The organism is Polynucleobacter sp. Fuers-14, assembly GCF_018882045.1.
In the GTDB taxonomy this organism is placed as follows: Bacteria; Pseudomonadota; Gammaproteobacteria; order Burkholderiales; family Burkholderiaceae; genus Polynucleobacter.
Genome location: NZ_JACVPG010000001.1, coordinates 54,385 through 69,988, shown reverse-complemented (window position 1 = coordinate 69,988; position 15,604 = coordinate 54,385). Strand labels below are relative to the sequence as shown.

Below are 15,604 nucleotides of genomic sequence, written 5' to 3'. Positions count from 1 at the left end.
CTTATCAATTAATTGGCTGGTTTAGCTGTGGCTAATTGCTTATTGCGATCTTGCAAAAACTTCACCAAGCCTTCAATGCCGTTTTGACTAATTTGGTTAGAAAACTGATTGCGATAAGCCTCAACCAACCAAACGCCCATGATGTTCATGTCATAGACCTTCCAACCAGTGGCTGTTTTCTCAAGGCGGTAATCTAAAGGCACTGGGTCGCCACGACCAAGCACTACGGTTTTAACAACCACTTCTTTGTCATCAGGTGCGGCACGTAGAGCTTTGAATTGCACAGTTTGATCACGTAGCTGACTCAAAGCCCCCGAGTATGTGCGAATGAGCAAATTCTTAAACTCGGAAGTCAATTGAGTCTGTTGCTCAGGAGTTGCCTTTTTCCAATTAGGGCCCATCGCCATTTCTGTAGTGCGACGCATGTCGGTATACGGAACAATTTTCTTCTCAACTAAATCTACAACCTTAGGGATGTTGCCTTTTTGGATATCGGGATCAGCCTTTACCATTGCCATCACTTCAGTAACCACCATCTTAATTAAGACATCTGGGGGTGTTGATTGATCGGGCACCTGCGCGAAAAGGGCGCCAGAAACTAACAACGCGCTTGCGGCTAAAAATTTAGAAATTATTCTGTGGATTTTCATATGTTCTATTTAGTTATCTATGTATCAATAAGATTTGATTAAGCTACTCAGACTTACTCATATCCATTCTCGTAAGGGGGCATTCGAGGCTCCTCGTCGTCTCTTCCCTCGTTAATCTGATAGGCGCGTCTTTGAATATATGCATCACGCATAAAGCTGTACTTATCAATTGCAGCGCCATCCAACAAATCGCCGGCTTCATAGTAAGTATTTCGAGTATTGACCACACGTAAACCAGTAATACTATTTCGTAGACCAACATCCTTCACAAAGCTAAATAAATAGTCTGACTCCAAGTCTGCTACCGTGCCAAAAGTATCGCGTACGTTACTTGGGCCAAAGAATGGAAGAACTACATAAGGGCCTGAAGGCACACCCCAAACACCCAAAGTTTGACCCCAGTCTTCTTTATGTTTTTCGAGTCCGCCAGGCGTCGCCAAATCGATAAGGCCACCGAGTCCCATAGTTGTATTGACAACCACCCGCATGAAGTCATTAAGGGCATAGTCTGGCTTGCCTTGCAACAAATTAAATAGGGCGGTGTAAATGTCGTTGTAATTACTAAAGAAGTTATAAACTCCTTCGCGCGCAAATTCAGGCAATACAAAGCGATAACCCGCAACTACCGGCTTTAAAAGATAAGCGTCTAAGCCTTCGTTAAATTCAAAGACTGAGCGATTGAACGGCTCCCAAGGATCTTGGGGGGAGCGCTCAGCGCCAGCAGGGATAGATGCGCAGCCAATGAGGGAGGCAATCAAACCCAGCAAGATTGCCATCTTGGCTTTGCGCATAAAGAGCAACATCATTTTGCTGCGCCCTTTTCTTGGCCGCTATCTGCAGCTTTGTTATAGAGAAATTGGCTAATCAAATTTTCTAAAACAATAGCTGATTGGGTCTGCGCAATCTTTTCACCATTGGTCAACATATCGTCGGAACCGCCCGCTTCTAAGCCAATATACTGCTCACCAAGTAAACCTGATGTCAGAATCTTTGCGGATGAATCCTTTGGAAACTTGTATGAGTCTTCAATGGTCATCACCACCGTTGCTTGATAGGTTTTGTCGTCAAAAGAAATGTTAGCGATTCTGCCAACGACTACGCCAGCACTTTTGACTGGCGCACGAGGCTTAAGGCCACCGATATTATCAAAGCGCGCAGAAATTTTGTAGGTTGGCGCAAATGACACTGCATTCATATTGCCAACCTTCAGCGCAAGAAATAGAGCAGCCAGCAAACCAATGGCAACAAAAATTCCTACCCAGACATCAATTGCACTTTTTCTCATAAGAGCCTCAGTTTATTCTTTCTAATTTGAGAACATCATCGCGGTTAACAAGAAATCCAATGCTAAAACCGATAAAGAAGAGATCACCACCGTACGAGTAGTGGCTTGCGAAACACCTTCAGGTGTAGGCTTAGATTCATAACCCTGATAAAGGGCAATAAAGGTGACAGCTACACCAAACACCATGCTTTTAATTAAGCCATTACCAATATCTGAAAACAGATCAACTCCGCCCTGCATCTGCGACCAGAAGGCGCCTGAGTCGACCCCAATCAAAGGCACGCCTACTAGGTAGCCCCCCAGAACGCCGACAGCAGTAAAAATAGTTGCCAAGATTGGCATAGAAATAATGCCCGCCCAAAGTCGTGGTGCAATCACGCGGCCTAAGGGATCGACTGCCATCATTTCCATGGCAGTTAATTGTTCACCAGCCTTCATGAGGCCAATCTCCGCAGTTAAGGAAGTGCCAGCCCTACCGGCAAACAATAAAGCGGTAATGACAGGACCCAACTCACGAGTTAAAGAGAGGGCAACCAATAGGCCAAGTGCTTGCTCTGAGCCATAACGATTTAAGGTGTAGTAACCCTGCAAACCTAAAACAAATCCAACAAATAACCCTGAGACTGCAATGATCACAAAAGAATGATTGCCAACAAATAAAATTTGATCAATCACTAAACGAGGTCTTTTGAGTAAGAATCCAGAGCGTGCGATCACTGCCGCAAACATACGAGCAGCCAAACCTAGACTACTTAAGTTGCGACGTGCAAAGAAGCCAAGATCACCAAACAGATTCAGAAGTGTAGTCATGAGGCAATCGCTCCAAAATCTTCTTCCAAGCTTTTTCCTGGGTAATGAAAAGGCACAGGGCCATCTGGCGCTGCGTCCAAAAATTGTCTGACAAAAGGATCGGTTGAGCGACTCAACTCATCGGGGGTGCCTTCTGCGCCAATGCGACCATTCGCAATGAAATATACGTAATCAGCAATGGCAAAAGTCTCTTCAACATCGTGCGTCACCAATAAACTCGTGGCTCCCAAGGCATTATTCAGATCACGAATTAAGCGCGCTGTAATGCCAAGAGAGATAGGATCCAGACCAGCAAATGGCTCGTCATACATGATGAGGGGTGGATCCAAAGCAATGGCTCTAGCGAGGGCAACACGCCTTGCCATGCCACCAGAAATTTGTGAAGGCATTAAGTCTCTTGCGCCGCGCAAACCAACTGCATTCAATTTCATGAGCACTAAGGAGTGCAATAGCTCTTCACTGAGATTTGTATGTTCGCGCAGAGGAAAGGCAACATTTTCAAAAACACTCAGGTCGGTGAACAATGCTCCGAACTGAAAAAGCATTCCCATGCGACGACGGGCAGCCATCAACTCGGCGCCATTCATCTTGCCAATGTCTTGACCCTCAAATAGAACTTGACCTGATTGAGCATTAAATTGCCCGCCGATCAAACGAAGGATGGTGGTCTTGCCACAGCCGGAACTACCCATGACAGCCACTACCTGGCCACGTCGAAACTCCATATTGAGTCCAGACAGGATCTGCCGCTCACCTGGAGCATAGGAAAAGTTGACGTCTTTAATAGAGACGACAACTTCCCCTGCAGCTTGCTTGCTTACATCCAAAGAGTTTGGCTGGTCACTGTTCATGTCCCCGATATTATCGGGGTAAAACAGATGACCCCATTAAATACTGGTCTACTGCTTGGGCGCACTGACGACCCTCACGAATTGCCCAAACTACCAAAGACTGTCCGCGACGCATGTCACCAGCAGCAAATACCTTGGGGACGTTCGTTTGATAGGCATTTTGACCATCAACAGTTGCTTTTGCATTGCCGCGCGCATCTTTCTCAACGCCAAACGCATTCAATACCTGCTGAACTGGAGATACAAAACCCATGGCCAAGAGCACTAAATCTGCCTTAATTTCGAATTCTGAGTTTGGTACTTCTGCCATCTTGCCGTCTTTCCACTCCAGACGAACACCAATCAATTTCTCAACTTTGCCGTTTTTGCCCTCAAAACGCTTGGTTCCAACAGACCAGTCACGATCACAACCTTCTTCATGCGAAGAGGATGTACGTAATTTTGTTGGCCAATATGGCCAAACTAAAGGGGTGTTCTCAACTTCTGGAGGCTGAGGGAGCAATTCAAACTGAGTAATCTTGGTTGCGCCGTGACGATTTGATGTTCCAACGCAATCTGAACCCGTGTCACCACCGCCAATAACCACTACATGCTTATCAGTTGCACGAATTTCATTTTTGAAATCGCCAGCATTTTCTTTATTTTGCGGAATCAGGAATTCCAACGCATAGTGCACGCCAGCCAACTCACGACCTGGAACCGGTAAATCACGTGGCTGCTCTGCACCACCGGTGATTACTACCGCATCAAAGTCTTTCATCAACTGCTCAGGAGAAACTGTCTTATTGGAGTAATTTTTTACTTCGGCACCAATCGCCTGTTTACCAACGAAAACACCGGTCTCAAATTTAACGCCTTCAGCTTGCATCTGCTCAACACGACGATCAATTAACCACTTTTCCATTTTGAAATCAGGAATACCGTAACGCAGTAAGCCGCCAACACGATCATTCTTTTCAAATACAGTGACGTCATGACCAACGCGCGCCAATTGCTGTGCAGCCGCCATACCTGCAGGTCCACCACCAACAACTGCCACCTTCTTGCCTGTCTTGGTCTTAGGTGGCTGAGGCTTAACCCAACCACTTTCCCAGCCTTTATCAATAATGGCATGCTCAATAGACTTGATACCGACTGCAGTGCTATTGATCCCTAAAGTACAGGCAGCTTCACAAGGAGCCGGGCAAATACGACCAGTAAATTCTGGGAAGTTATTGGTTGACTGCAAAACATCTAATGCATTCTTCCAATCATTCTGAAATACCAAGTCATTGAAATCAGGAATGATGTTATTAACTGGGCAGCCGTTATTACAAAACGGGATACCGCAATCCATACAACGTGCGCCTTGAATCTTCGCCTCTTCATCAGTTAATGCCGCCACAAACTCTTTGTAATGATGGAGGCGTTTAACCGGCGCTTCGTACGTCTCACCGACGCGCTCAAACTCCATAAATCCAGTGACCTTACCCATATCGAATCCTTAGTATCTTTTCTTAATGTCTTTATTAATTAAGTGGCTTATGCCGCAACAGTTTTGTTCTGAGCCTTTTCCCACAATTCACCCAGAGCACGCTTGTACTCAGTTGGAAGAACCTTCACAAAGCGACTGCGGGTATTTTCCCAATCAGCCAAGATTGCCTTAGCTCGCTCAGAGCCAGTGTGACGGAAATGACGTTCAATCAAGCCCTTCAAAATTTGCTCGTCCGTCAAACGCTCACCGCCATCTTTCACATCGATAGGGGCATGCCATTCGGACTTCGGCATCTTGGCAATCTGCTCAGCAGAAGGCAATACTTTTTCTAGTGTTGCCATGCTGGTATTGCAACGCTTATCGAACAATCCATCCTCGTCGTAAACGTAAGCAATGCCACCGCTCATGCCTGCTGCAAAGTTACGGCCTGTCGCGCCCAATACAACCACTGTTCCACCAGTCATGTACTCGCAACCGTGGTCACCAGTGCCTTCAACCACTGTTGTAGCACCAGAGTTACGGACTGCGAAACGCTCACCAGCTACACCATTAAAGAAGGCTTCACCAGCAATTGCGCCGTAAAGAACGGTATTGCCAACGATGATGTTCTTAGCGGTATCGCCACGGAACTCATGAGGAGCGCGAACAATCACACGTCCGCCTGATAAACCTTTGCCAACGTAGTCATTGCCATCACCCACTAAATCCAATGTGATGCCACGCGCTAAAAAGGCTGCAAAGCTTTGACCAGCCGTGCCATTCAATTGAATATGAATCGTGTCATCCGGTAAGCCTGCGTGACCGTAACGTTGAGCAACTTCTCCAGAGAGCATCGCACCTACGGTACGGTTCACGTTCTTCACCGGAACAATGAAGGAAACCTTCTCGCCACGCTCTAATGCAGGCTCACTCTTCTCGATCAAGATGTTATCAAGCGCACTAGCTAGGCCGTGATCTTGAGTTAATACTTGGTAACGTGGAACTTCGCTTGCTACTTGTGGTTCAGCAAATATCTTGCTGAAATCCAAGCCGTGCACTTTCCAGTTTTCAATGCCCTTACGGGTATCCAACAAATCAACACGACCAATTAAGTCATCAAACTTGCGAATACCGAGCTGCGCCATGATCTCGCGAGCTTCTTCAGCAATAAAGAAAAAGAAGTTCACCACATGCTCAGGCTTGCCTGAGAATTTTTTACGCAATTCCGGGTCTTGAGTGGCAACACCAACTGGACAAGTATTCAAATGACACTTACGCATCATGATGCAACCCTCAACCACCAATGGCGCTGTCGCAAAACCAAACTCGTCTGCACCTAACAAAGCGCCAATCACTACGTCACGGCCTGTTTTCATCTGACCATCAGCCTGAACACGAATACGGCTGCGCAAACCATTGAGAACCAATGTTTGTTGTGTTTCAGCTAAGCCCAATTCCCATGGGGAGCCAGCGTGCTTGATTGAAGACAGTGGAGATGCGCCAGTACCGCCATCATGACCAGCGATCACAACGTGGTCTGCCTTAGCTTTTGCCACACCAGCAGCAATAGTTCCAACGCCGACTTCAGATACCAACTTCACAGAAACGTCAGCCTTTGGATTAACATTCTTCAAGTCATGAATCAATTGAGCAATATCCTCAATCGAATAAATATCATGGTGCGGAGGGGGAGAAATCAAACCAACGCCCGGCACAGAGAAACGTAACTTACCGATGTAATCAGATACTTTTCCACCAGGCAACTGACCACCTTCACCAGGCTTAGCGCCTTGGGCCATTTTTATCTGAATCTGATCTGCAGAGCGTAAGTACTCAGTAGTAACACCAAAACGACCAGAAGCAACCTGCTTAATTTTGGAGCGTAATGAGTCGCCATCCAACAATGGAATATTGGCTTCAACCACATCGCTACCCAAGATGCTAGCTAAAGTCTCGCCCTTCTTAATTGGAATGCCCTTGAGCTCGTTCACATAACGATTTGGATCTTCGCCACCCTCACCAGTATTAGACTTACCGCCAATACGGTTCATGGCGATTGCTAAAGTGGCATGGGCCTCTGTAGAAATCGAGCCCAAAGACATCGCACCCGTTGCAAAACGTTTAACGATTTCTTTTGCAGATTCCACTTCATCCAATGGAATCGCTTTTGCTGGATCGAGCTTGAATTCAAACAAACCGCGTAAAGTCATTTGACGCTTGGTTTGATCGTTAATGATGTTGGCGTACTCTTTATAAGTCTGATAGCCCTTCTCAGCACCAATACGAGTGGAGTGCTGCAACTTCGCAATCGTGTCTGGAGTCCACATATGATTCTCACCACGAATACGGAAAGCATATTCACCACCAGCATCGAGCATATTAGTTAAAACTGGATCGTTACCAAATGCAGCTGTGTGCATACGTAAAGCTTCTTCAGCCACTTCAAATACGCCGATACCACCAACATTTGATGGAGTACCCTTGAAGTATTGATCGATGATGTCGTGATTTAAACCAATCGCTTCAAAAATCTGTGAACCGGTGTAGGACATGTAAGTAGAGATGCCCATTTTGGACATGACCTTTTGCAGACCCTTACCTACAGCTTTTACAAAGTTCTTCACTGCTTTTTCAGCAGATAAATCTCCAGACAATCCTTTAGCCATTTCCGCTAAAGTTTCCATGGCGAGGTATGGATGAATGGCTTCTGCGCCATAACCAGCCAAGAGCGCAAAGTGATGAGTCTCACGGGCGCTGCCAGTTTCAACCACTAAGCCGACGCTGGTACGCAAACCTTTTTGCACCAAATGCTGATGGATAGCAGATGTTGCCAACAAAGCCGGAATGGCGACATGCTTCTCATCAACCTGACGATCGCTCACGATCAAAATGTTGTAGCCAGAACGTACGGCATCTGCAGCCTCAGCGCACAAGGATGCCAAGCGAGCTTCAATGCCCGCTTTACCCCATGAAGCTGGATAGCAAATATCCAATTCGTAAGAGCGGAATTTGCCATTGGTGTAGTGACCAATGTGGCGAATCTTGGTGATGTCATCAAAATCCAAAATGGGCTGACTAACTTCTAAACGCATTGGAGGGTTGATGTTATTGGTATCTAATAAATTAGGCTTTGGCCCAATGAAAGAAACTAAAGACATCACCATATTCTCGCGAATCGAGTCGATTGGAGGATTGGTCACCTGCGCAAATAATTGCTTGAAGTAGTTATAGAGAGGCTTGTCCTTATTAGACAGAACAGCCAATGGACTGTCATTACCCATTGAACCAATAGCCTCTTCACCATTCATGGCCATTGGTGCCATCAAGAATTTGATGTCCTCTTGCGTATAACCAAATGCCTGTTGACGGTCTAATAATTTAGCTGCCGGACGAATAGTCGTTTTCTCGTCAATCAAATCTGCTTTGCTGGCATCAACTTCATCCAACTTCACACGAACTGCGTCGATCCAGCTCTTATATGGCTTGGCTTTAGAAACGGCATTCTTGAGCTCAACGTCATCAATAATGCGACCTTGCTCCATGTCGATCATGAACATCTTGCCTGGCTGCAAACGCCATTTTTGAACGATCTTACTTTCAGGAATTGGCAATACGCCCGCTTCAGAGCCCATGATGACCAAGTCATCGTCGGTTACGTAATAACGTGCTGGACGCAAACCATTTCGGTCCAAGGTTGCGCCAATTTGACGACCATCAGTAAATGCCATCGCCGCAGGTCCATCCCATGGCTCCATCATTGCTGCGTGATATTCGTAGAAGGCACGACGATTGTCATCCATCAACGCATGCTGTTCCCATGCTTCAGGAATCATCATCATCATGGCCTGGGCTAAAGGGTAGCCAGACATCACCAGCAACTCTAAGCAGTTATCAAAGCACGCAGTATCTGACTGACCTGGATAAATCAACGGCCAGAGTTTTTGCAAATCATCGCCAAGAACTGGGGAGCTAATAGCGCCCTCACGTGCATTAACCCAATTGACGTTACCTTTAACAGTGTTGATCTCACCGTTGTGCGCAATCATGCGATATGGATGCGCTAATTCCCATGCGGGGAAAGTATTAGTGGAGAAACGTTGATGCACTAAAGCAAGCGCGGATACAGTGCGCTTGTCTTGCAAGTCTTGGTAATAAGCACCGACTTGATTCGCTAACAGCAAACCCTTGTAAACAATGGTTCTAGCGGACATTGATGCAACGAAATATTCTTTGCCATGCTTCAAATGCAAATCTTGAATTGCATGACTTGCTGTTTTACGAATCACATACAACTTACGCTCGAGCGCATCGGTTGTCATGATGTCGCGGCCACGACCAATAAAAATTTGACGGATAAATGGCTCTGTCATTTGTACTGTTGGAGACATCGGCAATTTCACATCTACCGGAACATCTCTCCAGCCCAAAACAACTTGCCCCTCTAAGCGCACAGTGCGCTCTAGCTCTTGTTCGCAGGCCAAACGGGAAGCATGCTCTTTCGGCAAGAAAATCATGCCAACGCCATACTCACCTAATGGTGGCAAAGTCACGCCTTGCTTTGCCATTTCTTCGCGATACAAAGTATCTGGGATCTGAATCAAGATACCGGCGCCATCGCCCATTAACGGATCAGCGCCAACCGCTCCCCGGTGATCTAAGTTCTCAAGGATCTGTAAACCCTGAGAAACGATCTCATGAGATTTCTTGCCTTTAATATGTGCGACGAATCCTACGCCGCAAGCGTCATGCTCATTTCTAGGGTCATATAAACCTTGAGCGATAGGGCGAAGATCTGTATTTAATTTTGTAGTCATAGTATTTCCGAGGGGCGACAAAGGCCTAATTACTTTTGGAGGATCCAATATAGGTGAATACCCACACCGATGCAATAGAAATAAAATGATTCTGTCCCATTTATTTAGATGTCGCACCAATATGAATTCTATATATGGGGACAGAGTCGAAATACTCAATACCCTATTTGAAATATAGGGAAAGCATTAATCAACTAAGTGATTGAATTTAAAGAGTGAATTTTTCTAGGGCGCCCACGATGGCGAATTAATGCAAGCTCCGGAGTATCTTTAAAGAGCTTTTTGGCATAAATATCACTGACCCAAGGCTTGGATCGCAATAGAGATTCTGTGATTTGGCGGTCTTCCCAGTGAGGCGCACCCTCTTTTACAAAGTTTGACCAGCTCATCTGCCTCTCAAAAGGGGTGTTACCCAACTTCCAAAAATGCTGATGGTCTACCAACCAAGGCTCTGCATTGCCACCAATGTGGGTTGCAAAACTCGTCCATGTAGAGCTTTGGGGATTGGATTCATATCCAGCCCTGACCGGGTTGAGCTCTATATAACGCTGGCAGCGTAAAAAATAATCCGGGTCAATCAAAGATGAGCGATATCGCCCCTCCCAAATGGTTCCCGAGCGACGATGCTGTTGATTGAAATATTGCGCATAACGACGGCCAAGAGACTGCATTGTTTTCGCAAGCGAATCTTCGCTTTGGGGAGTCATGAGCAAATGTACATGGTTAGGCATTAAAGCAAATGCATGCACAGCACAACCAAACTGCCTAGCAGCTTCACGCAGCCACTCTAAATAAGTGCGACGATCTTCATCAGCAAAGAAAATGTTTTCACGATTATTACCACGGACCATCACATGCATTGCTTGACCTGGTATTACTGTGCGCGCTTGCCGTGCCATGTTGAAAACGAACTATTGCAGTTCGCGCACACCGCCGTTAGTAGAGAAGTCCGGGATAAACCAGTCGCCATCAACTTGCGTTACGCCGCTTGGCACTTCGCGGGAGATCTGAGGGCTATCCTTTAATGCAGTCGCCATATAAGAAATCCACATTGGCAAAGCAAGTCCGCCACCAGTCTCTCGATCGCCCAAACTCGCAGGCTTATCAAAGCCAATCCATGCAATCGCAACTACTTTAGGGTTATAGCCAGCAAACCACGCATCGTGCGAATCATTCGTTGTGCCTGTTTTACCTGCAATGTCACTTCGCCCCAACTTACCACGCGCAGAGGCTGCGGTACCCGTCTTGGTTACTTCTTGCAGCATGCTATCCATCACAAATGCAGTGCGCGCATCCAATACACGAGGCGCATCTTCACCCGCATGCGTAGGCTTTGCTTCGAACATGACGGTGCCTTTAGAGTCCACCATCTTGTCAATCAAGAATGGATCTACACGATAACCGCCATTGGCAAACACACTATAAGCAGAGGCCATCTGCAACGGCGTTACAGAACCCGCGCCCAAAGCCATTGTTAAGTAAGGGGGGTGCTTTTCTGGCTCAAAGCCAAAACGCTGAATATATTCTTGCGCATAAGAAGGGCCGATGGCGCGAATAATGCGAACCGAGACTAAGTTCTTTGATTTTGCCAAGGCATTGCGCAAGCGCATCATGCCGTCGTATTTACCATCGTAGTTTTTTGGCTCCCAAGCCTGACTACCAGTCTCCATACCGCCAATGGATAAAGGTGCATCGTTCACCATCGTGCTTGGGGTAAAGCCTTTTTCAATGGCGGCAGCATAGATAAAAGGCTTAAATGAGGAACCGGGCTGACGTAATGCTTGCGTCACGTGATTGAATTGATTACGACGGAAATCAAAGCCGCCTACTAAGGACAAAATTGCACCGGTCTCTGCATTCATGGAGACAAAAGCAGCTTCAACTTGCGGGAGTTGAGCCAACTTCCAGACTCCCCCATCCGATAACAAACGAACTATAGCGCCTGGGCGTAAGCGTTTTTTGGGCTGAGTACTATCAGTAATAGAGGCAGCCGCCAACTTCATGCCTTCACCTTTAATAGTGATGGTGTCACCAGTCGAAATCATGACTTGCATTTCTTTTGGCTTCACATCGAGCACGACACCAGACTGCAAATCATCTAACTGCGGGTAAGCAAGTAATGCCTCGTCAATCGCGCGCTGGCGTTTCACAGAGTCTTCAGGAAGATCGATAAAACCCTCTGGGCCACGATAAGCATGCCGTAAATCGTATTCAAAAATTCCACGTCGCACTGCTTTGTAAGCGGCATCTTGATCGGCCTTCAAGATGGTCGTATAGACTTCGATCCCTTGTGAATAGATTGCCTCGCCATACTGCGTGAAAAGTAATTGACGAACCATTTCAGCGGGGAAGTCAGCGCGAACCGCGAACTCATTGCCCAAGCCGCGAATATGCAATTCTTCAATCATCGCTTTTTGGTATTCCTCTGGCGTGATGTAACCCAGATCGCGCATGCGCTGAAGAATGTACTCTTGACGAATCTTGGCGCGGCGGTAGTTAGTCACTGGGTTATAAGCCGAAGGCGCCTTAGGCAGTCCAGCCAGCATTGCGGCTTGAGCAATGCTGATGTCCTTCAATTCAATGCCAAAGTAAATTTGCGCTGCGCTTGAGAAACCAAAAGCTCTTTGACCCAAGAAAATTTGGTTCATATAAATTTCTAAAATCTTGTCTTTAGTCAGTTGAGATTCAATCTCCCACGCCAAAAGAATTTCGTAAATCTTGCGGCTAAATGTCTTCTCGTTACTTAAGAAGAAATTTCTTGCCACCTGCATTGTGATGGTTGAAGCGCCCTGAGCCAAATGTCCGCGGAGATTGGCAACCCCCGCTCTAAGAACCCCAACGTAGTCAACCCCGCCATGGGAATAGAAACGATCGTCCTCTGTAGCAATAACGGCGTTTCGCATTGCCATCGGAATTTGATTTAGCGGGATGACTTTGCGACGCTCTTCACCAAACTCACCAATCAATACCTTGTCGGCGGTGTAAATCCGCAGAGGTGTTTTTGGGTTGTAATCAGTTAAAGCGGAAATTTTTGGCAAATTCGGCTTGGCAATTAAAAAAGCATAACCAAGGAGCAGTGATAGCGCTATCGCGCCTACAGCGGCAACAATGAGTAAAGCCTTTATTAGAGGACTTCCTAATGAATTTCTTGGCAAGCCAGGCTCAACTCGTGAATTCCGAGGGCGTCTATCGGATGGACGAATGGGGCGCTGATTCAGCGGCGGCTTGTCTTTTGGAGGTAAGGCCATATGTCCAAATTATAGGGCGCTTAGGCAAATTCCTTAAAAGCTCCAAAATCCCCGTCCGGCCCATAGACAAGATCTAATTTCTGACGGTGGGTTCAATCTAGGCTGATGGATTTTCAGCACCCAAAACAGAAGAATATGGGAATGCCTGCGCGCCATATTTCCAGCCAATCTTTTGATGAAATTCTGAGTGATCTCGGCGATGATCCAGCCATCCCCGACCCCCATGGAATACGCAAGCCCCCTCCCCAACAAGGCGCACCCCATAGAGCTCCAAGCGAAGGCAAAAGCAATCCCTTTACGGAGTCCTTAAATCCTATTCAGATCCGCAATTCACTCCAAGGAATTGCACTTCCAATCGCCTTGATTGGCGTCTTGCTGGCAGCAATTATGGGATTTTTTGTGGCCTACACCTCACTGAATAAGCAATCCCAAGATGCTTTGGAGGCATCCCAACAACAGCTTTCGGAATTGAAAAAAGAGATACTATTGACGCGCGATCAAATTAACCAAAATCAGGATGAGCTATATCTAGCAATTGATGAAATAGAAGTAAGTATTCACTCTTTAAATGAAAGAAAGACTGAAACAAGAGCCCCGAACAGGCCGCAAGCACCAACCCATGAGTCGGAGCTACACCGCTGGCGCTACCTTGGCGCATCCCAAATAGGCAATGCCCAGCAAGCCTATTTTCATACAGGGAAAAGCCATCTTGCCTTTGAGAAGGGGGCGCAGGTTTTAGGGGAATGGCGCCTAAGTTCTATCGAAAAATCACTAGTGACCCTAATGCATCCCCAAGGCAAATCTGTGGTTCTGAGGGCTTCAAAAAGCGAATGAAGCTCAGCCTAAATAACCCCCAGAAATACTTCAAACTGCTCACCTGTTGGTTAGCTGTATTGATGCTTTTATCCAGCAATACAGCAATGAGTAATACGCCTTCACAAAATCATTTCATGACCCCTATTAGCCTGCAATTTACCGATATTGAATTAACTGAACTTTTAGAAACTATGGCGAAATTGGGTAATACCAATTTCTTATTAAGCGAATCCATTAAGGGGAAGATCTCTATAGACCTTAGAAATACACCCTGGCAAACAGCCCTTCACTCCATTCTGGCGAGCCGCGGCTTACGACTGGTGCGCAACGGAGAAATCTACTGGATTGGGCCTCACGCAGAAATCCAAGCCTTTCAGAAGTTCCGGCGTGAAGACGCCGCCCTTCCTTTTGGTGGAGACCACATTAATAGTCCAAGGCAAATCCTCATAGAAGCTCGAATAGTTGAGGCTGATGAACGCTTTGCCCGTGAGCTAGGGGTTAAGCTGGGATATCAAGCTAATGGTGTCGGAGATAAAACAGATCAAAAATTGATTGGCAGCATGGATCTGGGTGGCGCTGGTTTGAGTGGTTTTAATCCAGCAACCATGGCCGCAACCTTAGTCTCCAGAAATGGGAGCCGTATTCTGCAGGCAGAACTATCTGCGCTTGAATCTGAAGGTCAGGGAAAGATTCTTTCCAACCCTCGCATCATGACTGGCGACCAAGTAAAGGCAACCATTGAGCAAGGCACAGAACTGCCCTATCAAACCTCGAATCAAAATGGCAGCAAGTTGCAATTTAGAAAGGCAAACCTTCGTCTAGAGGTTTTGCCAAAAATCCATCCAGACGGAAAGATATCAATGCTAGTGGGCATTAATAAGGACACTGTAGGCATGAAAACAGAACAGGGATATACCATTGACACCAAAAGCCTGAGCTCAGAGGTCACCGTTGAAAATGGCGGGACAGCCATCATTGGCGGCATTTTCCAAACTACCGAACGGGAAGACGAAGTCAAAATCCCACTCTTAGGCGATATACCCCTCATTGGTCATTTTTTTCGCCATAAATCTAAATTACAAGATAAAACCGAGCTACTTGTCTTTTTAACTCCGACCGTTCTCGACAAACCCTAATAAAATCGGAGGGTGAACTCCTCGACAAACAATATCTTTCTAATCGGCCTCATGGGCGCTGGGAAGTCGACCGTCGGTAAAGTCTTGGCAAAAAAATTAGGTCGTCGCTTTCTTGATGCCGACCATGTCATTGAAGAGCGCTGTGGCGTAAAAATCCCGGTCATCTTTGAAATGGAAGGCGAGGAAGGATTTCGCAAAAGAGAAGCGCAAGCCATCCGTGAAATTACTGCCGAGCAAGATATTATTTTGGCAACCGGCGGTGGCGCTGTTCTCTCACCAGAAAATCGGCAGGCATTAAGTGAAGGTGGCACCGTGATTTATCTTCACGCAAACCCAATTGAACTTTGGCATCGCACCAAAGGTGGCGAGGGTCGCCCCTTATTAAAAAATGGGGATGCCAAAAAGATTTTAGAAAACTTATATGCCGTTCGCGATCCTTTGTATCGTCAAATCGCTGACCATGTGATTGAGACTGGCAAGCCCAGTGTTAATCAACTAGTCAACACCTTAATCATGCAGCTTGAACTTTCCGCTTAAATAC

12 protein-coding genes are annotated in these 15,604 nt (G+C 46.5%); 3 read left to right on the top strand and 9 right to left on the bottom strand.

Features of this window, described 5'->3' with window-relative positions; all coding sequences use genetic code 11:
• Positions 1 to 8: 8 nt before the first annotated feature.
• The 9 genes from ICN40_RS00420 to ICN40_RS00380 form a co-directional block, all read right to left on the bottom strand.
• Positions 9 to 650, bottom strand: a complete 642-nt coding sequence (locus ICN40_RS00420) for a phospholipid-binding protein MlaC (protein ID WP_216241243.1) — start codon at positions 648 to 650, stop codon at positions 9 to 11.
• Between the two features lie 53 nt (positions 651 to 703).
• A complete protein-coding gene (locus ICN40_RS00415; RefSeq protein ID WP_255561058.1) occupies positions 704 to 1,456 on the bottom strand; it encodes a VacJ family lipoprotein in 753 nt (250 codons plus the stop codon).
• The gene (gene mlaD, locus ICN40_RS00410; RefSeq protein WP_215321296.1) at positions 1,453 to 1,935 is read right to left on the bottom strand and encodes an outer membrane lipid asymmetry maintenance protein MlaD; all 483 of its coding nucleotides are present in this window, start codon (positions 1,933 to 1,935) and stop codon (positions 1,453 to 1,455) included. The genes ICN40_RS00415 and mlaD overlap by 4 nt, the downstream gene beginning before the upstream one ends.
• Before the next feature lie 21 nt (positions 1,936 to 1,956).
• Positions 1,957 to 2,745: a lipid asymmetry maintenance ABC transporter permease subunit MlaE gene (gene mlaE, locus ICN40_RS00405; RefSeq protein ID WP_216241241.1), complete on the bottom strand. Its 789-nt coding sequence runs from the start codon at positions 2,743 to 2,745 to the stop codon at positions 1,957 to 1,959.
• Positions 2,742 to 3,596: an ABC transporter ATP-binding protein gene (locus ICN40_RS00400; protein WP_216241239.1), complete on the bottom strand. Its 855-nt coding sequence runs from the start codon at positions 3,594 to 3,596 to the stop codon at positions 2,742 to 2,744. The genes mlaE and ICN40_RS00400 overlap by 4 nt, the downstream gene beginning before the upstream one ends.
• A gap of 10 nt (positions 3,597 to 3,606) precedes the next feature.
• Entirely contained in the window at positions 3,607 to 5,070 is a 1,464-nt protein-coding gene (locus tag ICN40_RS00395; protein ID WP_216241236.1) for a glutamate synthase subunit beta, read from the bottom strand.
• A 47-nt stretch (positions 5,071 to 5,117) separates the two neighbouring features.
• Positions 5,118 to 9,863: a glutamate synthase-related protein gene (locus ICN40_RS00390; protein WP_216241235.1), complete on the bottom strand. Its 4,746-nt coding sequence runs from the start codon at positions 9,861 to 9,863 to the stop codon at positions 5,118 to 5,120.
• Positions 9,864 to 10,057: 194 nt separating this feature from the next.
• A complete protein-coding gene (locus ICN40_RS00385; RefSeq protein WP_215321291.1) occupies positions 10,058 to 10,762 on the bottom strand; it encodes a transposase in 705 nt (234 codons plus the stop codon).
• Positions 10,763 to 10,774: 12 nt separating this feature from the next.
• Positions 10,775 to 13,111 carry a penicillin-binding protein 1A gene (locus ICN40_RS00380; protein WP_072582083.1) on the bottom strand — a complete coding sequence of 779 codons (2,337 nt, stop codon included), beginning with the start codon at positions 13,109 to 13,111 and terminating at the stop codon, positions 10,775 to 10,777.
• A gap of 105 nt (positions 13,112 to 13,216) precedes the next feature.
• Here ICN40_RS00380 and ICN40_RS00375 point away from each other — a divergent pair, with 105 nt between their 5' ends.
• Genes ICN40_RS00375 through ICN40_RS00365 form a run of 3 tightly spaced genes read left to right on the top strand, consistent with a single transcriptional unit; the run spans position 13,217 to position 15,600 of the window.
• Entirely contained in the window at positions 13,217 to 13,945 is a 729-nt protein-coding gene (locus ICN40_RS00375; protein WP_216241233.1) for a YhcB family protein, read from the top strand.
• Complete coding sequence (locus tag ICN40_RS00370; RefSeq protein ID WP_255561057.1) at positions 13,942 to 15,063, top strand: secretin and TonB N-terminal domain-containing protein; 1,122 nt, start codon at positions 13,942 to 13,944, stop codon at positions 15,061 to 15,063. The genes ICN40_RS00375 and ICN40_RS00370 overlap by 4 nt, the downstream gene beginning before the upstream one ends.
• A 12-nt stretch (positions 15,064 to 15,075) precedes the next feature.
• Positions 15,076 to 15,600, top strand: coding sequence for a shikimate kinase (locus ICN40_RS00365; protein ID WP_216241231.1), 525 nt, complete (start codon positions 15,076 to 15,078; stop codon positions 15,598 to 15,600).
• Positions 15,601 to 15,604: the final 4 nt, after the last annotated feature.